This is a genomic window from uncultured Gimesia sp. (assembly GCF_963976445.1).
GTDB lineage: Bacteria > Planctomycetota > Planctomycetia > Planctomycetales > Planctomycetaceae > Gimesia.
In genome coordinates this window covers 64,397-87,558 of record NZ_CAXBKP010000002.1, presented here as the reverse complement: position 1 = coordinate 87,558, position 23,162 = coordinate 64,397, and the positions used below count along the sequence as shown (strand labels likewise).

At 49.3% G+C, this 23,162-nt stretch carries 14 protein-coding genes; 8 read left to right on the top strand and 6 right to left on the bottom strand.

Annotated elements, in window-relative coordinates; genetic code table 11:
* Window positions 1-103 precede the first annotated feature (103 nt).
* Together AAC022_RS02805 and AAC022_RS02800 are read left to right on the top strand one after the other, a co-directional pair.
* Window positions 104-574, top strand: coding sequence for a universal stress protein (locus tag AAC022_RS02805; RefSeq protein ID WP_339727761.1), 471 nt, complete (start codon window positions 104-106; stop codon window positions 572-574).
* 91 nt (window positions 575-665) lie between these two features.
* Window positions 666-2,279: an SLC13 family permease gene (locus AAC022_RS02800; RefSeq protein ID WP_339727759.1), complete on the top strand. Its 1,614-nt coding sequence runs from the start codon at window positions 666-668 to the stop codon at window positions 2,277-2,279.
* Window positions 2,280-2,288: 9 nt separating this feature from the next.
* On the opposite strand, the gene AAC022_RS02795 is transcribed toward AAC022_RS02800, so the two are convergent.
* Genes AAC022_RS02795 through AAC022_RS02785 form a run of 3 tightly spaced genes read right to left on the bottom strand, consistent with a single transcriptional unit; the run spans window position 2,289 to window position 6,583 of the window.
* Entirely contained in the window at window positions 2,289-3,671 is a 1,383-nt protein-coding gene (locus tag AAC022_RS02795; RefSeq protein WP_339727756.1) for a GTPase, read from the bottom strand.
* Window positions 3,672-3,695: 24 nt separating this feature from the next.
* A complete protein-coding gene (gene yidC / locus AAC022_RS02790) occupies window positions 3,696-5,834 on the bottom strand; it encodes a membrane protein insertase YidC (protein ID WP_339727753.1) in 2,139 nt (712 codons plus the stop codon).
* Between the two features lie 2 nt (window positions 5,835-5,836).
* The gene (locus AAC022_RS02785; protein WP_339727750.1) at window positions 5,837-6,583 is read right to left on the bottom strand and encodes a metallophosphoesterase family protein; all 747 of its coding nucleotides are present in this window, start codon (window positions 6,581-6,583) and stop codon (window positions 5,837-5,839) included.
* 1,075 nt (window positions 6,584-7,658) lie between these two features.
* On the opposite strand from AAC022_RS02785, the gene AAC022_RS02780 reads away from it, so the two are divergent.
* Window positions 7,659-9,053, top strand: a complete 1,395-nt coding sequence (locus AAC022_RS02780; protein WP_339727747.1) for a sigma-54 dependent transcriptional regulator — start codon at window positions 7,659-7,661, stop codon at window positions 9,051-9,053.
* 234 nt (window positions 9,054-9,287) lie between these two features.
* A complete protein-coding gene (locus AAC022_RS02775; protein ID WP_339727746.1) occupies window positions 9,288-10,460 on the top strand; it encodes a hypothetical protein in 1,173 nt (390 codons plus the stop codon).
* Window positions 10,461-10,481: 21 nt separating this feature from the next.
* Here the strand turns inward: AAC022_RS02775 and cmk are convergent, their stop codons facing one another.
* On the bottom strand, window positions 10,482-11,144 hold the full coding sequence (gene cmk / locus AAC022_RS02770; protein WP_339727745.1) for a (d)CMP kinase: 663 nt from the start codon (window positions 11,142-11,144) through the stop codon (window positions 10,482-10,484).
* Between the two features lie 3 nt (window positions 11,145-11,147).
* Window positions 11,148-14,042 (bottom strand): hypothetical protein, encoded by a 2,895-nt coding sequence (locus AAC022_RS02765; protein WP_339727744.1) that lies wholly within the window; start codon window positions 14,040-14,042, stop codon window positions 11,148-11,150.
* Window positions 14,043-14,714: 672 nt separating this feature from the next.
* Between AAC022_RS02765 and pilM the strand changes: the two genes are divergently transcribed.
* The 3 genes from pilM (at window position 14,715) to AAC022_RS02750 (ending at window position 20,906) form a co-directional block, all read left to right on the top strand.
* Window positions 14,715-16,847, top strand: a complete 2,133-nt coding sequence (gene pilM / locus AAC022_RS02760; protein WP_339727743.1) for a type IV pilus assembly protein PilM — start codon at window positions 14,715-14,717, stop codon at window positions 16,845-16,847.
* Window positions 16,848-16,950: 103 nt separating this feature from the next.
* The gene (locus AAC022_RS02755) at window positions 16,951-18,657 is read left to right on the top strand and encodes a hypothetical protein (protein ID WP_339727741.1); all 1,707 of its coding nucleotides are present in this window, start codon (window positions 16,951-16,953) and stop codon (window positions 18,655-18,657) included.
* Between the two features lie 65 nt (window positions 18,658-18,722).
* Window positions 18,723-20,906, top strand: a complete 2,184-nt coding sequence (locus AAC022_RS02750) for a hypothetical protein (protein WP_339727739.1) — start codon at window positions 18,723-18,725, stop codon at window positions 20,904-20,906.
* 110 nt (window positions 20,907-21,016) lie between these two features.
* Here the strand turns inward: AAC022_RS02750 and AAC022_RS02745 are convergent, their stop codons facing one another.
* A complete protein-coding gene (locus tag AAC022_RS02745) occupies window positions 21,017-22,456 on the bottom strand; it encodes a folylpolyglutamate synthase/dihydrofolate synthase family protein (protein ID WP_339727737.1) in 1,440 nt (479 codons plus the stop codon).
* Between the two features lie 206 nt (window positions 22,457-22,662).
* Between AAC022_RS02745 and AAC022_RS02740 the strand changes: the two genes are divergently transcribed.
* Entirely contained in the window at window positions 22,663-23,151 is a 489-nt protein-coding gene (locus tag AAC022_RS02740) for a DinB family protein (RefSeq protein ID WP_339727735.1), read from the top strand.
* The last annotated feature ends 11 nt before the right edge of the window (window positions 23,152-23,162 follow it).

The following is a 23,162-nucleotide window of genomic DNA, read 5'->3' as shown; positions in this document are numbered from 1 at the left end:
CAACTTGCCCCGTCTATTGTTTCCCGCTGGTCTCCTCTTATAATGGATTCTTCCTGTGAAGATCGCAATTGCAGACGGCCTTGAATGTGAAAGGGGAAACACCATGATTGATATTAAAAAAATCCTGTTACCAACCGACTTTAGTGAACCAGCTCAAGAGGCAACCCAGTACGCTGTGGAATTCGCCAAAAAGTTCAATGCCAAGCTCTATCTGCTGAATGTGATCGAAGACCCGGTCGTCTACATGCCGATGTTCGAAAGTTACGCACTGCCTCCCAAAGAAGACTTTGAAAATTTCGCGAAGACCAGACTCGAAAATTGGATTCTTGATGAAGACAAAGGCGATCTGGACATCGAAACCCACTGGGTCCACGGCAATCCGTTTGTCGATATCCTGAAATTCGCCAAGAGGGAAGAAGTCGACTTGATTATCGTAGGCACACACGGCCGCTCTTTCACCGCACATTTACTGCTCGGAAGCGTAGCGGAGAAAGTGGTCCGCAAAGCATCATGCCCGGTGTTAACCGTTCGCCCTAAAGGACACCAGTTCGTTCACCCGGAATCGTTAGAATAAGAAATCATCGATACTTTTCTCTGGCATCGCTAATTCTTCACTTGCACGTTGAATGAGACTCTCATTCAGATAAATCAGGAATTTTCCCTTCGTGATTGGCGACTCATCACATCCAGCTGAAAGCCGTATTCCCTTTTACGGGAAGTTATTCAGCATCATCGTTTTTTTGATGATCCTAAATCTGCCGACGCCGTCAGATATGACGGCGTCAGCACAACGCTTAGCCGCGGTCACCGCATTGATGGCTGTTCTCTGGATGACGCAGGCACTGCCAATCGCTGTGACCAGTCTTATTCCCCTCGCGCTGTTTCCCATTTTTGGAATCCAGGATCCGAAAACCGTTAGCCAGTCCTATATTAATCAGAATATCTTTCTGTATATGGGCGGCTTTATGATCGCTTTGGGGATCGAAAAGTGGGGCGTACATCGACGAATTGCCCTACATACCATTCAGGTGATTGGTTCCAGCCCGCGACGCGTTGTCTTAGGCTTTATGTTTGCTACCAGCTTCCTCTCAATGTGGATCAGCAACACAGCGTCTACATTGCTCATGCTGCCGATTGGTATGGCCATCATTGGATCGATTTCTGAACTCACCCAGCTTGAGTCTCCTGAAGATTCATCGAAAGACATCCGTCATTTCTCGGTGGCATTGCTGCTGGGAATTGCTTACTCCGCCAGCATCGGTGGTGTGACCACATTAATTGGCACGCCGACCAATATCGCCTTTCAACAAATCTGGCTTTCGCAGTTCCCGCAAGGGCCTCAGATATCTGCGGGCGAGTGGATGGTGATGGTAGTGCCATTTGGTATCACGTTTTTACTATTGGCCTGGACGGTGCTCTGCTGGAAGATGCCGCGTTTATCCAATTCACAAGAATCATCTCGATCGATTATCAACGATCACGTTCGGAAACTGGGGCGTCCCTCGCGACCGGAAATATTGATGATGATCATTTTCGTGACGACCGCCGTATTGTGGGTCACACGGAAGCCGCTCAAATTTGGAGAATTTGAATTGCTTGCCGGCTGGGAACAATTCCCTATCCACTTTCTCACTCAGTGGGGTATTGCAGTCGAAAGCGCCTCTGGCTGGGTGCATGACTCCACCGTTGCCATGGGCATGGCGATTCTCATGTTCGCGATTCCCGCACAAAAATCGGAGCAGGGAGCGACCGAGTATCTGATGGACTGGGAAACGGCTGAACGGCTTCCCTGGGGCGTGCTCTTGCTAATTGGAGGCGGTTTTGCAATCGCAGGCGCCTTTCGCTCGACCGACTTATCTGGCTGGGTCGGGCACGTTTTCTCACAAGTCATCGCCGACTGGCCTCCCTGGGCTCTGGTCTTTGCCGCCTGCCTGATGCTGACATTTCTTACGGAATTCACGTCAAACATAGCCACCGTAAATACTGTCCTCCCCATTCTGGCTGCGACTGCGGTCAGCCTGGGAATTGATCCACGACTGATTATGATCCCCGCGGCGATCTCTGCCAGCTGTGCTTTCACTATGCCCATTGCGACGCCTCCGAATGCGATTGTCTTTGCCTCCGGACAAATCAAGATGTCCGACATGCTCAAGTACGGCATCATCCTGAATCTGATTGGCGTCTTCCTCCTGACGGCATTCATGTTCTTCTACTTCATTCCGCAACTCGGAATTGAATTCGGAAAAGTTCCTGAATGGGTCCATCAGTCCAATCCCTGATGCGGGCATTTATTTGCCGATGCAGAATTTGCTGAAGATGCGATCCAGAATGTCATCCGTATAAACCTGGCCTACAATCTGTCCGAGATGTTGCAGTGCTTCACGAATCTCAATCGCAACCAGCTCTTCCCCCAGTTTCAACGAAGCTGTTTCTTCCGCAGCCTGTAGTGACAGACCGGCGGACCGCAGGCTTTCTCGACAGCGGGAGGCAGTGGAACCGATCAGCAGTTTGCTACCCCGGCGGTATTCTGTCAGCCGGGCTAAAATCAGATCCTGCAGGTGTTCCAGTCCCTCTCCGGTGGTGACAGATAACTCAACCTCACAGGCCCCAGTCAGTTGGCTTGCAGGTAGAGCAGGGGGAAGATCACTTTTTGTCATGATATGCAGCACATGCTGCGACTCTGAAAGCGGTTCCCGCTGCAGACGATCTGTCTCGTACCACTCAGGTTTCAGATCGGAAGCCGTGCACCAAATCACCAGATCGGCTTGAGCCACTTGTTGCGCACGAAACTGCTGCGCACTGACGGAGATTTCATGCGCTCCCGATTCCATTCCTGCGGTATCAATCAATTGAATTGACTGCCCCTGCCAGTTTAACGAGGTGACAAGATAATCGCGTGTCGTCCCTTCAACATCCGAAACCAGCGCAGCCTGAGAATCTCCCACCAGTGCGTTATACAACGTACTCTTGCCTGCATTGGGAAGCCCGGCGAGAACGATAGAAAGACTGCCCGTCGATTCCATTCGCGTGGAGGAATCGGCATAGAGCCGTTCGCAAAATGTACGAATTTTCTGCAGGCGGGAAACCAGTGTTTCGCGATCTATAAACTCGATGTCTTCTTCGACAAAGTCCAGTCCCGCTTCCAGTTCGGAAAGTAACTCCAGCAGATCAACGCGGGCCTCTCCGATGCGAGTTGAAACTCCACCAGCGAGCTGGCTGAGTGCCAGATTGAGTTCGGCATGATCGTGCGCATCAATCACCCCGAGTACGGCTTCCGCTTGCATCAAATCTACCCGCCCCGCAAGAAAGGCGCGCAGTGTGAATTCTCCCGGCCGCGCCATTCGGGCACCATGGGCGGCGATATTTTCAATCGCCGCTTCGAGCAAGGGAGGGGCACTGATTGTATGAAATTCCGCCAGAGGCTGTCCGGTAAAACTGCGCGCCGTCGGCCAATAATAGAGCGCCCCTGGAAGAGACTGAGTTGATCCTGCCAGGCGTAAGTGACCCGGGTGACGTTCTGAACGGTGGGACTTCTGCCACTCTTCCTTGGAATCGAAACAGGCCGACAGACAGGATCGTATCTCAGTACCGCTGATACGAATCATACCGGCCGCGCCTCCTCCGGGGGCCGATGCCAGTGCCACAATCGTATCGTCAAACTGCAGATTCATGACCAGCCTCGCAGAAAATCATCGTTAGCGACGTTTCTTAGGCTTCTTCCCCGTGCCTTTGCCGCGGGGGTTTTGCTCCTGCTTCTTTTCATTGAGCGCTGCCTGAGTCTGAGCCTGATCAGCAATGTCCTGCAAACGGGCAAACCAGCCCTTTTTCGCAGGCTCTTGATTTTCAGAACTCTCTTTTTTGTTCTTTGTTTTTTTCGATTCTGCTTTGATTTCAATCGTTTTTGAGTCTGTCGTCTCAATCGTACTCGGTTTTCGCTTCGACTGGAAATCGAGCAACTTCCGCTCACAGATGCCCCAGAGACTGGAGGCAATGAAGTAAACACAGAGCCCGGCAGGAACGCGATAGAACATGAAGCCCATCGCAATCATCATGTAGTTCATGATTTTATGCTGCAGTTCCTGGTCTTTGTCTGTCGGTGGCGGCATGAACAATTTCTGCTGTACGACAAACAGGGCCACCGTTACCAGTGGCAGCAAATTGAAGTCATCTCCCAGGAACGGTATCGAGAAGGGGAGCTTAAACATCGCATCCGGAGCTGCCAGGTTATCAACCCAGAGGAACGGAGTTCCCCGAAGTTGAACCGCATTATTCAAGGCAGTATATAAGCCAAAGAAAATGGGTAACTGCAGGAAAATTGGCAAACAACCGGCAAGGGGATTGTAATTATTTTTGCTGAACAACTCCATTTGCGCCCGGCCGAGCTTTTCCCGATCATCGGCGTATTTCTTTTTGATTTCCGCGATCTGCGGCTGCAACTCTTTCATCTTCTGAGCACCAACAGCCTGCTTACGCGAGAGCGGATACAAGCTGCCACGCACCATAATCGTCAGACCAATGATGGCAAGCCCGTACGATAAACCAATGCTGTGCAGTGTATTTAATAACCACAGCATCAATTTGGCTACCGGACCGAAAAAGCCGAAATCCATGACCTCGGTCGCTTTCAAAGGCGGACCAAGTAACGATTCCCGCTTGGGGCCTGCATACAAAGCATAACCGTGATCTGTTTCTCCGCCTGCGTCCAGTTCAATGTCATTGGAATTGACCTGAATTGTAGTGCGGCTTAGCGATTCATTATTGACATTCTGCTGAATGAGCACCGGCTCGATACTGGCAGAATAGTTCGAATGCATTTCACCATTAACCTCTTTCGGCTCGTAATTTTTGCCATCCGGTGTTAACAGGGCGGCAAAATATTGAACGTCGACTCCCGCAAACTGAAACGCGCGTGTATATTTTTCGACGTTCTGCGCCTGAACCTCTTCGATGATATCCGCTGCATATAAGGTCTCGGTATCAACGGTGAGATCATTTTGCAGAAAACCGATACGGACGTCGCGAAACTTCCGGGTATTGTCGGCATTCTCCAGAGGAATCCCAACCGGCCCCAACAAATGATAATCCAGCGTCCTTTTTTCAGAGCTGTGGTTGATGACCTTAATATCAAAGTGAATCAGGTAACCGGCCTGTTCATTATTTCGGAACTCGCGAAATTTCTGATCTTGGGGAACGAGATATTTCTTGAGGGTAAATACCTTTTGAACTTCGAGACTGCCATCCGGTGCCGTCAGCCCCAGACGGACCGACTGAATAATTTTAGGATGATCCGGGTCCTTGATCTCTTCCAGAACTTTCCAGTCTACCCGGCGCGTATCTGTGAGCAGGGGCGCCAGCTGCTTATCCAGCTGTTCGATCTCGACTTCCAGCGACCGAATGGTTGCTTTGTCCCCAATGAATTCATCGAGCACCTTCAAAGGCTGATCTTGCGCTTTGAGATCCCGATACAATGGGTCATTCAAATGCGCATCGATCAGGGAAGCCCCCTGAGTCGTGACCGCTGCCTGCATAAAATAACCGGTTTCCGGATCAAGCGATCCCAGCACAATTTTCTGGCGGGGATTCTTGAGCAGCGGTATCTGTTTCGCCTGTGGAGGCTCAACAGGTTTTATCTCTGCGTTCTTAGACTCTCCCGGTTTTCTCGCAACCAGCGGAGCGTCGCTTTCCTGCTTTTCTTGCGCATCTTTATCTTGCGCTGCCTGCTGTTGGGCAGGTTTTTTTTGAGGAGGAGCAATGACGGGAACCACGAACATTTGCCAAAAAAACAAAACAGTCGCAGACAGAGTGACGAATAGTAAGAGTCGTTTTTGTTCCATTGTTATCGACCATCTCGAAGACGATCGCCCAAGAAGTTATCTAAATCAGAAATTTCGTAAATCTTTTCTGCGGTAGCTGTAAAATCGTATTCGACTCTGCAGAAAGTCACTTTTTCGTCATCGATAATGACATAAGAAGATCGATTATCTGCATCACGAGGCTGGCCCACCGAACCGACATTCACCAGAAACTTTTCCGGACCAAACGGGTGCTCGTTTTCCACTTCCTCTGGTGACAGGAAATTCATACTCTCGGTAAACACGCCGGGAATATGTGTGTGACCTTGAAAACAATATTGATCTACCAGCCCGAAAATGCGTTCCATTTTCCGCTGATTGTAAATGTCTTCCGGAAACACATATTCATTGAGGGGATTTCGCGCCGAACCATGCACAAATAACAGTTTGTCTTCGCGGATCATGCGAGGAAGTTCGCCTAGAAAATCCCAGCGATCCTGGTTCTTAGACGCATCGCCTGTCTCCAGCCTACGTCGCGTCCAGAAAATCGCTCGTTCTGCGCCCGCATTAAAACCTTCCGGATCGAACAAAGCTGCCTGGTCATGGTTTCCCAGTAGAGATTTCGTGCAACGTTTTCTAACCAGATCGATGCACTCCCTGGGGTTAGGCCCATAGCCAATGATGTCTCCCAGGCAATAAATCTCACTGATTTCACGGCGATCAATGTCAGCCAAAACAGCTTTCAACGCTTCAAGATTGCCGTGAATATCACTAATGATCGCTCTTAACAACGGACAACTCCCACTTTCTTTTACCGGGACCATCTTTTAAGCAGGTAAACACCGGTCGTAATCACTATCAGGAGCCTGAACAAGAAAGGCTATCTTCTGTTAACAAAACACCCTGAACGAAGGGAAAATGACTCGAAAATTCGGTTCCAGAAATTGGACTTTCTCCCTGACCGGTTCGAATTTCAGCCGACGGTACCCCGGCTTTCAAGCCATCTGATCTTTGATCTGACTGGCCGAACCCCGCAAGATCGTCTGAAATCGTTCTTCCAAAGTCCCAATAGTAGCAGTACAGGGGCACCATCTCAAGGCTCTGTTTACAGTTATCATTCGCTATCTATTGGTAAATCTTCACTTGGAATCACAAATTACAGCCTAAAACCAGAGCGAGCCTCCCAATCGCCTTGCGCAGTAGCAACTTGAGAGTCTTTCAATCTGTCTTCTGTTTGAATCATATCTGCGCATTGCCCCACAACAGATTGAGCCAAATCTGGTCAAACTCGGCAAAACACAGAACTTGCTGTTATTGGTGCCGAAGATACCCAGTCTGACTTTTGTAGGGAATATGGCAATCTTCCAGCAATGCGCTGCACCGTTAACAGGGCGTTACAAGCCATGAAATCGACAGAACCCGGTTCGGGGCCCCCTCTCAACCGGACTTGTGTGGTTTTTTCACCTCATTCTACAGCGCGTCACCCTGAAATCGACAACATCTGATTCTCAAAAACAACAGGCAGTGCCGTCCGCATGTTGCCTGTTTGAAACTTGTGTCCTATGTTTTCACTATCCCTTCATTAATGTTTGCCTCCCAGTTTGATTGACAGACGAGCGCGTTTACCGATCAGGTAGCAACCTCGTCTGACATGAAAGACCGGAGCGGTTTCCTCTTCTGTATTGAGGAATAAACGCACCCGGCATTTCACTTGATCAAAATCAATGATTGATTTTGTGAAGAGTAACAAGCAGATTTTCAATTTTATTATTGTGAATCCGAGAGACACAACACTGATTATTCACAACCAACACAGCTGTAGGACGATTGCAGCATTACATGGACACTTTGGGCGAGACATATTCAATGAAGACAAATTCTGGTTCATTACTGGTAGTTGACGACGATCAATATATTTTGGAAGCGATGGCAGACTATTTGCGAAGCCTGGGGCATCGCACCGAAACATCACTAACCTGCCTGGATGCGATCGAACGTTTAAAAGAATTCCCATTTGAGGTGGTTGTCTGCGATGTCAATCTGCCAGACCAGGATGGCTTCCATCTACTGGAATGGGCACAACAGAACGCACCGGATACCGCCGTCATCATGTTGACTGGCTATGGAACGATCGAAAGTGCTATCGAAGCGATTCGACTGGGCGCTTTTGAATATCTGACCAAACCGGTGATCGACGAAGAACTCAGTCTGACAATTGAACGTTGCCTGGACCAGAGACAAGTCGTCGAAGAAAATAAAACACTGAAGGCTCAGCTGGATCAGCGTTTTGGCCTGTCGAACATTGTCGGCCAAGACTATAAAATGCAGAAAATGTTCGATCTGATCGAAAGCGTGGCTGAGACTCGAACCACGGTATTAATTCTGGGTGAAAATGGAACCGGAAAAACCATGACCGCCCGTGCCATTCACCAACTCAGTGACCGCTGCAACCAGCCATTTGTGGAAGTCGCCTGTGGTGCGCTACCTGACAGTTTGCTGGAAAGTGAATTGTTCGGACACAAAGCCGGCTCCTTCACTGGAGCGTCACACGATAAAATCGGTAAGTTCCTGCAGGCAGACGGAGGTACGTTGTTCCTGGACGAAATTGCGACAGCCTCTCCCAGTCTGCAGGTGAAATTACTAAGGGTGTTACAGGATCATGAATTTGAACCCGTGGGCGATAATAAAACGCACACCGTTGATATTCGTCTTATTCTGGCCACCAACCAGAACCTGGAAGACATGGTCGCCAGTGGAGAGTTCCGACAGGACCTCTACTACCGCATTAATGTCATCACATTAACACAGCCGGCACTCAGAGAGCGCATGAGCGATATCCCTCTCCTGATTGAGCATTACCTCAAGGTTTACAACGAACAAATCGGCAAATCAATCAAAGGTTTTGACGCCTCTGCCATACAGGCCATGCTCAAATATTCCTGGCCTGGAAATGTGCGCGAATTGATCAATGTCATCGAACGCTCTGTGGTATTGACGAAAGGGGATTATATCCGGGTTCCTGATCTCCCCGAACAAATTCGTCAGGAGCAACCATATACGCTGTCTGCAGAGAACCGCATGGGAAGTGGTTCCCTGAAAACAGCGTTGGCCAATCCCGAACGTCAAATCATTATCGAAGCACTGGAATCCAACGGCTGGAATCGCCAGAACACGGCCAAAGCTTTGGGAATCAACCGCACTACACTGTATAAGAAAATGAAAAAATATGACATCGATTTTGAAAAACAATTGATGCACTAATCAAATGTTCGCAAACTTGAATCAAATCCCAATGCACGTCGACTCGGCGTGCATTTTTTTGTTACCAGCATCTCAATGCAGTATTTCCATGCAATCATGAAAAACAAATAAACTTCAACTTATACACCTATTTTCACAAATTGGAATTGTCGATACGTATTGAGAGATGAAAGGAATCATCTCATCACAGGCGAATAATACGCTCAATTATCTCATTTCCAGGAGGGGGAATACATGAGGTTCGCGCCGATTGTACTGATCACTTTTTCATGCAGCCTGATCTGTTCGGCAATTTACGCCGAAGGGCCTGCTCAACCTCAAACGCTATCCGATGTCTTTGTTGATGGTGTCTATGAAGGGGCAGCTGCACCAGCGCCGCCTGTAATAGATCCTCCTTCCACCTTGAATTCTGCTAACGATGTTTCCGTCACAGAAGCAGAAACTCAACTCATCCAGACACCGACGGGCGAGCAACCAATTTCACTCACAGGACAGCCATGCTCATGTCCGACATGCAGTTCTCAAGCAGCTGACTGTAACAATCAGTCATGCAACTGCAATGCTTGTAATGCCTGCACACTCTGTGATCGAATCCCGCTGTTGAATAAATTCCCCAGCGATCGCTGTTTTGATGACTTCGTCATGCCCGTCAGTAACCCGGTCTGGTCGATTGATCCGCGCTCACTAACCTATGTACGAGGTATTTTCATCAATCAAATGATTGACGCACAAACGCCCGTTCTCGGAGCAGGGGACCTTCAGGTTTACGCCCTCCAACTCGGAATCGCCTTAAACGAACGGCTTTCCGTGATCGCAGTTAAGGACGGCTACAACACACTGCAAACACGAGGCGTTGGCAATTCCAAAGGTTGGTCCGACATCGGCCTGGGACTGAAATACGTATTCATTCGAGATGTCGAAAACCAGTTCCTGCTCTCAGGCGGACTGATCTATGAAGCGACCAATGGAAGCAGCCGCGTCTTTCAGGGGAATGGCGATAGCGTCTGGACCCCTTACCTCTCACTGGGTAAGAAAATTGGTTGCGGACACCTGATTGCTTCAACTGGTTATCATATCCCCGGAGACACGGCTGAAGAATCACAGTCTATCTATTACAGCGTGCACTACGATCACCCTGTGACAAATAAACTCTCTGCAATCGCTGAGTTAAACGGTATCGTCTACACCAAAAGTGGGCAGGCTCTGCCTTTGAATGTTGAAGGAGGAGACTGGATCAACCTGGGTTCAACGAACGTCGCCGGTAACAACTTCATCTCAACTGCATTTGGAGCAAACTACCGCCTCAACCGTTGCTTGTCTGTCGCTGGTGTCTGGGAATTTCCCATCACAGGTCGTAAAGATTTGATGGACAGCCGCACGACTGTAACGATGACACTCCAGTTCTGATCTTCAGAATCGGGAAATGTTTCAGGGAGAGTCAGAGCTGATTCGTGAACGCACAAGCTGTTCCAGTTGATCAATCACTTCATTGATTGCCAAACGGGACGTATTGATCTCAATCGCATCGTCGGCCGGTTTTAACGGGGCGACGGTGCGTTGTTCATCACGCTGATCGCGTTCATAAATTTGCTGTAAGATCGCATCAAGGGTAACCTGCTTCCCCTTTGCCGCAAGCTCCTCATGCCTGCGACGCGCACGCTCCTCTGGATCGGCAATCAGAAAGAATTTGCAGAACGCATCCGGAAACACAACGGTTCCCTGGTCGCGACCTTCACTGACAATCTCAACGCCAGCAGCGGCCTGTTGTTGCAGACGCACCAGCTCCTGTCTCACAGTCGGATATTGTGCGACCACCGACGCAGCCTCGGTAACCTCAGGAGTGCGAATGGCCTCTGAAACATCTTCTCCGTCAAGCAGCACTTGATCATCCGCAAACGTAATTTTGACCTGCTGGCTGACATCTGTCACAGCCTGCTCGTCGGCCGGATCCACATTACGCTGCAGCACCCCCCAGGCGACACAGCGATACATGGCGCCGGTATCAAGAAACTCAAAGCCCAGACGTTTGGATAAACCGCGCGCCGCAGTACTTTTTCCCGATCCTGCGGGGCCATCAATCGTCACGATCATCGGTTACGCTTGCTCCTCGAACAGGATTTCAATTTCGGCAATTTCGTACTGTGATATCTCAATCAGAACCGCGTCTTCTTCAATTGGAAGCTCCACAACCGTCTTCCCATGGAAGTCACGCTGTCGGGCACTGACGGGAGATTTAAAGCAACGCAATTTCACAGAACGATGCATCCCTTCTGTTTCAATCAGACGCACTGAAAAGCCACGTTGACTGTCAGACGCTTCGTTCGACAAATCTCCTTCTGACGACAACAAATCCAGCACGCGCGTCAGCTGCACATTGCTGGCAGAAACATGAAACAGCCACCCCTTTTCTCCCATCCGGGGAGGCCCAACAGGACTGGATACTTGCCCTGCAGGCACCATCACATTCCGGGCAAGCTGCATCGGAAAATTCTGGTTCACCGCAATCGAAAAGGAAAACTCCCGTTTTGTTTCTCCTTCGACGATCAACATACTGTCCAACATCCGCGGGCCAGTTTTGCGATGAAACGGCAACCCATGATTCAAAATCGTGACCCGCTCTTCGCCTTCTGCGATCTCAAAATAATGCGGGCTTTCAAAACGTTCTCCCTGAAAGGCGTGTGCACTTTCCAGGAGGGACCGGGTCAGAGAGGCTGTACTGTCGCCCCAGGCAAAGCGCGCTGCATAATAGTGATCCCAGGGATTCCCATCAGGCATCGTCTGTACATCCAACTCGATTTTCACATCTAGAATCGGACGCCCGCGCCAGAGTTGAAACGTCTGACGAAACGTTGCCAGTGTCGTGTCGCTGACTTGATCATAAATCTCGCCCGTCGTCACGATTTCCCCCATGCCTGGCCCGGCACAGGTCAGCGCGATTTTCACTTCTCGAATCGCAGAGTAGGGGGTCTTTTCTTCTAAACCGCCGAGTGCACCAGGAGTGGAAATCGTTCGCTGATAAGGAAAGCGATACGCAAGCTGCTGACTTAAACGATTTGGCTTCCGACCATATTCTTTGATCTGCGCAATGCCACCTGTCTCTTCATGAATATGCACTTCAAAGAATTCATTCCGGAGCAACAGTGGTTCGGCGATCGGGACACTAGTTTTCGCAGAGACGGCAGGAGACGTGCCCGGTTGAAGCCAGACAAAGCCTGCGCCAGGAATTTCCACCACCGCTTTTTTCTGACGTTCATCAAATTGGGTTGCTTTTACCGCTTCCTGTGTTGCGGGTTCATGGGGAAACTCGGGCAGATCAACAACCACACTTCTGGAAAACGAAAGTGAGTTCATTAACAACACTCCGCTCTGCTGAGCTGCGCCCTGTAGAATGATTTCCGCAAGCTTTGCTTCACCCGCTTCGCAAAATCCCTCCAATATGTTAACCGCACTTTGAACCAGTCCTGGTTCCGCATCCGGATGCCCCTGTTCAACATCCCGCTCAACTTCCAAGAGCGAGTCATCCTGAATCGGTTGACCATAGATGGCTTTAGAAACCGAATGAAACCAGAGCCCCGCGGTAAACTCATCGTGTCGCTGAAAGTGGTCTATAAAGCGGCTGAGCGGATTTGGCTTTCGCATCGCCACAAGTTGACTCAGAAAGGGGGACAAGTATTCCCGTGCATCGTATGACGAATGCCGTCCTGATGATTCCGTATCTTGAAAAAAATCATTCAACAATACAAAACTGCCCAACACCGGGGCATAGCGATGAATGCGTCTAAAGTCTTCAAAAAAAGGAGATTTGACGTCAGGCCAGTGTGCAAACATCAGCGCCCCGACCTGATCTTCTTCCATCGATTCCGCCATGCGCTGCGGAAAGCGAAGATACCCGGCTGAACCTTCAGCCGACATTGGAATTCGGGAAAATGCATCGAGAATTGTTCCGTCTGCACCTTCCCAATGAATTTTACTCTGCTCATAGTCGGGATAAATGCCATCATCCAAAACCAGGTGCAGGGCGGAATGGAATCCAAACCGATGCAGCAACATCGGCAGAATCGAAGCCAGACCAAAACGGCGTCGCGCCCAGGTCGTCGGAGTCCGACCGGTGAGTTCCTGAATTTTACGTGCCCCCGCATTCAGCTGCCAGATCAAGGATTCCACAGGAACAACCGGAGTGGCGATCTGATCCTGTTCCCCCCCGATGACTTCCGTTTCCTGATTCTGGCAACTCGTTTTCAGGAGTTCTGCCAACTCGGGACGTTCCTGATAGATGGTCTCCAAATCGTCAGCAGTGAGCAGCAAATTGAGAGGCTGTTCATCCGCAATCGCGGCCTTTAATGAATCATTCGCCCACTCAGGCGTAACCAGACACAGGTCAATTAAATAACAGTCAATCGGATAGAACCGCTCCCGATTCTCCAGCAAGACCTCAAAACAACCTTTCAAATGAGCCCGCGCTGCTTCAGTATCGTTGGCCAGTGCGGCATCGGCAGCCGCAATCGCCTCCCGTTGAATCGTCGCTTCATCCAGACTGCTGAAATGATGCATGCACCGCGTCAATAACTCTAACTGGATATAACACAGCCCCAGCGCATAAAAATCGGCAACAAGCTCTGTTGATAATTCAGGCGCTGAATCTTGCTCCGTTTCCGCGTGTAGCGGTTTGAGTGCCGCTTCGGCCATCTCGTCTCGGTGAATCTTCCCGCTAACGACGGTCGCCCCATTCGACTCTGCCTCTTCAATCCAGCCATAAGGCAGCCAGTCTTCGGACGTCTTGGGAACAAGCAGCAAACGATCCGCCAGAAACTGAGGGGGCTCATCAGAGCGATGCCAGCTCGGAATGACCCGCGATGAGGCCAAAAGTTCAGGATGCCAAGCCACCGCAAACGCATTCAGCAGGCTCTCGGCGTCTTTTTCTTCCAGTTCCGTCGGGAAATCTTCAAGACTGTGGCAGGGAATCAAAATCACTATATCATTGTATGTCATTGTGTCACAATACTTTAGAAATGTAATCACATTTAATTCGTACCTGTGAGAATGAGTCCAGTTCCTTCTCAGACTTCAATTAGCATAAGCAAAGTTCCTTCGAGTATCTATAGCGCGGTATCCAACAGCTTCGAGAAATCACAAATCACAGGATAACTTACACTTAGTCAAATCTGCCCCACATGCAAGAACATATACACACGAACACAGTCTGTGTAAAAAAATGACGTAAGAATCCATCAAAATAACTGAGAAAATCGTAATAAAAACTGACTTACTGGGAACTCATTGATTTTGACACTCATCTAATTGATTGAATGATTCAAACACGAATGGCTTGCGACAGAAATTTGCAGGTCAAAGCCAGTTGGTCATGAAAAATAGTGACGTTTGGCTTATTATTTTTTATGAAGTCGTTTTCAAACATCCACTATTTCATTGACTTTATACGAAATCCTGTGATAGCCTTATGTTAGGGGATTGTTTAATCTGAAATTATTCCCTCAGCCTATCTAACTGAGACTCAATAAATCTGATACAATTACGCCGGACTGAATCGAATTCATTCAGCCAGCGAAACACCATCTCGTTCATTAAATTTCGGAAACATTTCCGGTTCAATCTGGTACGTACTCATTCAGGTACTTCCAGAAAGTAGGAGTGACCAGTCACATGGCAGAAAACCAAGCTGTTTGGGGCATTGAAATTGGGCAGGCCGGCTTAAAGGCCATTCGGCTTCGCTATGCAGAAGCCGCTGATCAGGTGATTGCCGTTGCATTCGATTATATTCCCCATCCAAAAATTCTCAGCCAGCCCGATGCTGTTCCGGATGAATTAATCAGTCAGGCCCTGGAGACCTTTCTGTCACGCAATGAGACCAAAGAGGACTTGATTGCGATCAGTGTCCCCGGACAGACCTCCTTGGCCCGCTTTATTCAACTGCCGCCGGTTCAAGCGAATCGTGTTCCTGAAATCGTCAAGTACGAAGCCAAGCAGCAAATTCCGTTTGCGCTGGAAGACGTGATTTGGGATTACCAGCCTCTGGGAGGCGGCGTGGAAGAGAGCGGTTATATGCTGGATGCCGAAGTTGGTATCTTCGCGATGAAACGCGACCAGGTCCTCAAAACGCTGCAACCATTTGTCGACCGAAAAATGGAAGTGGAGTTGATTCAGATCGCTCCCTTAGGCTTGTACAACACACTCTGCTACGATTCGCTCGGAATGCGTGTCGGAGAGGAATTCGAAGGCAACCCTGAAGAGTCTGCGATTGTCGTTGACATGGGTGCCGACAGTACCACATTGATGGTTACCAACGGCAGTAAAATCTGGATCCGCAACGTTCCCATCGGTGGCAACCACTTTACACGCGCTTTGACCAAAGAGATGAAGCTCACGTTTGCGAAAGCTGAGCACCTCAAATGTAATGCCACCCGCTCAGAAGATCCCCGTGCCGTCTTCCAGGCACTGCGACCTGTGTTCAATGAATATGTCTCCGAAATCCAGCGTTCGATCGGCTATTTCTCCAGCGTAAACCGCGATGCGAAAATTTCAAAGGTGTATGGAACTGGTAACGGTTTTAAGCTCGCCGGTCTGCAGAAATTCCTGCAACAAAACCTGCAGTATGAAGTCGAACGGCTCGATGACTTCCAGTCATTAGTCGGAGACGCCGTTCTGAACGAACCTCTGTTTCAGGATAATATCCTCACATTCACCGTTCCCTACGGGATCGCGCTGCAGGCCTTGAAACGAACATCCATTCATACTTCATTACTGCCTCCTGAAATTGCCACGGCCCGCAAAATCCGTCGCAAAAAACCTTGGGCCGTTGTTACCGCGGCAGCGTTGCTGGTCGGTCTTTGCATTTCGGCAGTCGGCTACAGCAATGTTGCCAACTCGGTCAGCACAGACCGTTTTGGTAGCGTTGAAAGCAAAGTCAAAAATTTGACCACGCAAGTTTCCGGATACCAATCCAGCTACGCGGGTGCAGAAGGAGAATTCACCGCTCTGATTGAAAAGGGAGACAAACTCGTCTGGAATCTCGATACACGAGATGACTGGCTTGAAATTTATAAAGCCATTGATGAATGTCTGCCCCGCGATGTGGACGATGAAATTGACAACGAACAAATTGAAAAACGCAATCGAATCAAACTGCCCGGCATTACAGTAGAGCATCAGGCAGACCTGGCTCAGTGGTTCGAAAAACTCTCCCCACAGGCAAAGTCACTTCTCTCTAAAGAGGACCAGGCGACCCCACCTGAAGGAGCTGGATACGTCTTCACGCTCAACGGTGTGCATTACCACCATGATGAATCCAAACCAAACACAGATGTCGGCGTTTTATACGTCCACGAAACACTCTTGAAAAACCTGCAGTCCTGGACTGTTAAAAATCCTGATTCAGCCCTCGTTGATGTCCGAAAAATGGGCATCACACACGCGACGGTTTTGAGCGACTCGCGAGATCCCTTTAATTTTTATCCCAATGGTCGACCAAGTGGAATGCGAGGAGGAGGAGGCGAAAATCAATTTGGTGGCCCTGGTGGATTTGCTGGCGGTTTAGGTGGCGGTCGCCGCCCGGGCATGCTGCCTGGCGGTGAAGCTGGCTTCCCTGGAGGCCCTGGAATGGGCCGGCCCCGAGTCGGCACTAATCGTCCCGAAAAAGAACCCAAAGTAATGCCTATTCAACGGACAACATTTGAATTGCAATTCGTCTGGAAACCAATTCCGGTTCTCGAACGACAGGAAAATCCGCCGGAATCATCCAATTCAGAAGGCGAGGAAGCAACGGCGGAAGCAGGCTGATACAAGCCTGCCAGACAGATAGTACTAAACGCTAAGATCGATTCACTTTAAAAGTTATTTACGTGACTTTACATCTCTTTGGAAAAGAGCAGAGGACAACCCGATGGACAAATTAAAACCGATTCTTGTTCATAAGTTTTGGATCATCCTGTTTATTGCTCTGCTGCTGCCTGTCATTGGCTGGAGCATGGCAACCGGGAGCCTGGCGAAAGAGATCGATGAGCGAAAAGCCGCGATCGACAAAGCATTCACCGATGCGCAGGTCCCTTCCAATCCGCCTAATGAAACCTGGTCGACCGCTTTGAAAGAGATCAACAAAGAAAAAGAAAAGTACATCGGCCAATCTCACAAGTACCTCTGGGACAAACAAAAGAGTTTATTCCTCTGGCCACCAAATGTGACGCCCCTGATGAAAGAGACGCCATACCATGGTGAAATCTCGCGTGTTCCCCGAAACCTCTATCGAAGTGCGTATAAGTTTGAAATCATGCGTGCCCACAAACTGGCCAATCCTTTCAGTTTGAAAGATGGAACAGGAACCGTTGATATCAGCCTGAATACGATCCCTCACGTTCCGTTAAATAAATGGAAAACACTTCCACCGACTTCGGAAGAAATGTGGGATGCTCAGGAAGATGTCTGGCTCATCAGTTCGATCCTCGAAGCCATTGCGAAAGTCAATAAAGGCGCTGCTAATATCAGCGAATCGCCCGTCCGTCAGATCACTGTGCTGGAACTCCGTGGCGGTACGGTCGGCGATGATGGTAGTGCTCCCGCGAACGGTGATAGTGGTGGTATGGACCCCATGATGGAAGGTAGTAGTGGAGGATTCGGCGGCGGCGGAGGATTCGGCGGAGGCAATTCTCGCCCCAGTATGGCGGGTGGCAGGGACGGCATGCAGCAGATTAATGTTGATATGGATTTAACCAAGATCTTTGGAAACGACGCTGATAGCTCTGGCGGAAGCGATGATGGCAGCGGCATGGATGATATTATGTCCGATGGACCTGGGTTTGGTCCTGGCCCAGGTGGCCCAGCCTCACAAAAACTCAAGCGTTATTATCATGAAGAGGAATCGCTGCCCTATAAAACCCGTGCTTTTTATATTAAAGCCGTGATTCAATCTTCAAAACTGCCTCACCTGCTTGCGCAGCTGACCAGTATGCCTTGGCCCGTAGAAATCGTCCGCGTTCAACGCGCTGACATGTTTGATGACAACCTGACCCCCATTGCCAGCCTCACTGGTGGGGCGACAAACCGCCGCAGTGGTAATTCTATGGGAAGAGATGGCGGATTCGGTGCAGATGCCGAATTTGGCGGAAGTGAATTTGGAGGTCGTTCCAGCTTCACTCCTGATGCCGGCGGAATGGGAAGAGAACAAGCACAAGGCCTCGACAACAAAAGCCTGCTTGACGCTGCTTTACAGGACCCTGAACTGGCTGTCGTGACCATTGCCGGTTTAATGACGCTTTATAAACCGTACGAAGCTCCAGAAGGAGAGATGGTCGCTGAAACAGAAGGCGCTAAACCGAATTCGGGTGAACCAGCGGCTGTCACAGCAGCACCAGCCGCTGATGCAGCCAATGCAACTCCTGCATCGGCTGAAGGAGCGGAAGCAGGCACTGCTCAACCGACCGCATCAGATGCAACGGCCCCCAACAAAACGGAAAACCAACCTGCACCAGCAGATGATACTCCTGAACAACCAACAGAACCTGCGGACACCTTGACGCCCGCAGCAGAGTCAAAACCGGATAACCCCCAGCCTCCTCCGAGCGAATCAAAGCCAGAGGAAGCGGTAAACCAGTAATACAGACTTACTAGAAACTGAACTCAATCAGCTACAGTAAAATTTCATTAAACGGAGAAAGTCCCGTGAAGAATTTAATGGCCAATCTCAAAGGAATGAATTACAAAGAATTTGCAGTGAACCATGGCGAAAAAATCGTCTTGGGTTTTGTTGGATTGTTTGTAGTTTTTGTCATCTTTACGTCAAAGTGGACGACCGAAAAACGGACTCCGCTTGAATTAACTCAAAAGGTCGATACTGCAGAATCGCAGGTCAAAACGAGTCAATGGCCAGAAGAAAAACGGAAGGAATTTCTCAAGGACGATGACCTACGGGAAAAAGTTACGGAACTGATCGATAAAGGAATTGAAGTCACAAACTACCGTTTTTCAGTTAGCCTCTCTTCGCCACTCTATGCCAAAAAAGAGCGTGCCAAAGAAGTCGATTGGTTGCCTGTTGAAGATCTGGTTGCCAACTACGAACGGTTTATCATGATGACCCGACCACTCGATGCTGCTATGGAAGAAGGCTTGGAAGGTTCGAAATCACTGGAAACAGAAAAAGCCAAGCCTGATGAGCCAGAGTACGACCCCTTTAAAAAACGAAACACGGGCGCTGGTATGGGAGGCCCTGGAATTCCGGGCATGACCTTTGGCAGCATTCCTGGCGAATCAGAAATGATGGCGTCCGGCCCGGGTGGTTATAATCCAAGTGGTTATTCCACACCGATGGAACCAGGGGCGTTGCCCGAAGAGTCGATGATGGGAATGGAAGGGGGCATGTCAGGAGGCATGGCAGGTCCGGCCCGTGAAGGGCGTGGCTTAAGATTTATCGCCGTGAGAGGCGTCTTCGATCTGGCAACGCAACAGGATAAACTGGAACGCTCTTTAGGTGATGCCTATTCAATGCAAAACATGCAGACTGGCAAAATCCTGGAATTCCTTGATTTTGAATTACAACGTAAAAAAGCAATACAGGGAAATGATCCCTGGGCCGGTGATTGGGAAGACGTCGATATCGAAACGTCTATTGAGGTCTTAAAAGAAAGCGCCGACTTTGACCCCGAAGTGGTCAATACGGGGATCACAGATCGCGTATTCACAATGCCGCTTCCCAGTCGAATTGCCGGTTTCTGGTATAAGGTGGCGACGCATCCACGCGTCGAAAACTTCACCCTCAGCCAGGAAGAAATTGAACAGGAACTGGAATTCAACCGACTCATTCTGAACCAATACAAAAAATCACACGCCGGTGAAAAAGTCTTTAAAGAAAAACAAAAAGGCTTTTCTACCCTGCAGCTTGGCATGCGTGAAATTCGCAACGACCTCATGTCGGCTGGACAACCCGAAGAGATGGATTCGGTATATCAAGGCATGACAAATTCCATGCGACAGGAGAATCCTTCTGGAGAATTGGACGAAAAGAAGCTCATCCAGAAATTAAAAACGAGCGTCACGGCCGCGGGCCGCCTGCTGTTGTTCCGCTACTTTGACTTTGACCTGAACCCGGGTGAAACTTATAAGTATCGTGTCCGGCTCGTTGTACGAAACCCCAACTACCAGCGTCCGATTGAAGAAGTAGTGCTCCCTGCAGTTGCCGAAGGAGAAACACGGACGACTCCCTGGAGTACCGATACTGCTGCTGTCACCGCCAAACAGGACGTCCACTACTATCTGCAAAATGTTCGCCCCCCGCGTGGAGTCAACGGCACAACGGCGCAGTTTGAAGTTTACCAGTGGTATCCGAAAACAGGAACCACGATTCACTCTGTTTTAAAAACAGCCGTGGGAGACGAGATCGGCGGAGAGCAGGCTGCAGAACTTTATGATGTCGCAAAAGAAGAATATGATGCAAAAGCGACCGTCGAATTCGATACTCAAAACTATCTTGTCGACGCGATTCCATCACCTTCCATTCGACTGGAAGATCACCCCGACCTGAACCTGCCGAAACAAACGCGAGGGCATTTACCCATTGATGCCGAAGCAATTATTGTTGACAACCTGGGGAACCTGAAAGCGTCACTGCCCCCAGCGGCATCTGATACTTATACCACTGCCAAGAACCTGTTCGATCGTGAACGTCAGAGTCTGGCCTGGGTCAAAACAGCATCAGAAGCCAGAGCCAATACAGGCACCGATGGATTTGGCTTCGGCTCTGAAGAGGAAATGTCTTCTGAATTTTACGGTATGGACGCAGAAATGCTCGGTCGTCCCAAAAAAGGAAAGAAGAGCAAACGCAAAAAAAACCCCATTCGAGTGGGACCATAATTTACTGATTTGATACAACCAGAAGGGAAGGGTAGCTCTGCTGACTCTTCCCTTTTTTTACGGATTCCACAATCTGAGTATCACCTTCCCATGAACTGTCTATTCGTAGCTTAGCAGGATTCGGTGATCAAGGTCTCGTCAGTGGCGCCTAACAAGAGCTCTCGCATTTCGGCGGCGATAAAAAAGGAGCCGGTCACACAAATCAAGGTCTCTGATGTCGAATTCTCTTTGGCCCGTAACCAGGCATCAGCAGGACTGGCGGCGGAAATGATCTCGGCAGCACACCCCGATTCCTGCTGAATCGCTTGAGCGATCTCAATCAATTCATCCACAGGAATACGACGTGGATTTGACCGATACTGGGTCAGTATCACTGTATCAAAACAGGGTAACAGTGTCCTCAGCATTTCGCTTACATCTTTTTCCCGCGTTGCAGCAAAAATCAATAAACGCCTCTGTTGCTGAAAACACTCCTTGAGCGTTTTAATCAACGCATTGATGGAAGCGCCATTGTGAGCAGTATCAATAATCACCGTTGGATTCTTCTGTACCACTTCAATGCGTGCCGGCCATTTTAAACCAGCCATCCCTTCCCGCATTCGCTCAGGCTCAATCGAAGTCCCTATGTGACAGAGATAATCCAGCAAAGCGACAGCCACTCCGGCATTCGTCGCCTGATGTGCCCCCAGTAAATTGACTGGCATCTCATCAACCACAGACCAAGGCGTCGTGACCCGAATTTTCTGTTGTGGGATCTCTTCTGTGGAATGACCCGTATCAGTCAGCACTGTCTCTTTTCCAACCCCACTGACTGGCTCAATGAAAAAGTCCCGGTTTAGCAGGTATAATGGCGCCTGTTTCTCTTCACAGACCTCTTCAAGAACGGCAATCGCTTCTGGCTGTGTCACGCCACTCAAGACAGGAATACCCGCTTTAATAATTCCCGCTTTCTCACGTGTGATCTGTTCGATTGTGTTGCCCAATAAGGCAGTGTGATCATAGCTGATATTGGTAATCACAGTAGCCAGTGGTTCACAAATGTTGGTTGAATCCAGCCTGCCTCCCAACCCCACTTCCATCACTGCATAATCGACTTCATTCTGCTTGAAATGCATCCACGCCAACGCGGTAGTCAACTCGAAAAAGGTAGGGATCATATCCCCCACACCAAAATCAATCTGCATTTGATCGACAGCCTGAGAGAGCACTGACACCTGATCAACCAGTTGTTGAGGCGCGATCTGCTTCCCATCAATTAGAATTCGCTCTTCATATTGTGTGATATGTGGCGAAGTGAAAAGACCAGTCCGATACCCCGCAGCTGACAACATTTCAGCAATCATGACTGAAGTGGAGCCTTTACCTTTCGTCCCAGCAATATGAATCGTTGGCACACTCGACTGAGGATTTCCCAAAGCTTCAAGTAGCGCTTGCATTCTCCCCAATTTGAAGTCTTTGGTGGAATACTTAGTACTCCCCATTCGTTCATAATTGAGGCGACCAAAGAGAAAGTCCAGACTGTGTTGGTACATTTCTGCCGAGACTCCCATGTCAGGCAGTTCCTTTTATATAATTGACGGTAGATACGATCGGTTAACTGTCGAAACAGCCAGCTTAGAAAAAATAACGCAATATAGAGGCCAAGTCGCGGATATTATAGCTAAGCACTTTTCGGATGTAGACCGTGAGGTATACAATCAAGCAAAGATTTTCACAACTGTCAGAACCATTTAGATACCTGAGGTAAACAGGCATAATGAGTATTGATACCGCAACCATCGGCCAACTTCTGGAATTGAATCGAACGATGACATTGAAATTGCTCAATGAAATCGGCCAGTTTGATGACCCACAAAGTGCGTTAGCATATCGACCCGGCCCGCAAAGGGCTCACATAGCCTGGCAAATCATGCATGTCGCGATTACCGAAGAATTATTCGCCACAGACCGCCTCAGAAAGACCACTTCCAATCTGTCTGACTGGTTTCCGATCTTCCAAAAAGGGAGTATCGCGGGCGATGATATTCCAACGCTAGAAACCATTCAATCAGTCCTGGCAGAATCGCGAGCGAATCTACTGGACACGATTTCTCAAATCTCTGAAGCCGAAATGGAACAGATTCCGGATGGGTTAAAGGAGCGAGGTTGGACGAATCAAATGGCACTGCAAATTGTCTGCTGGCATGAGCCTCACCACCAGGGACAGGCTCATTTACTGTTAAACTCGTGGAAAACAGAACAGTAGAACAAACCTCT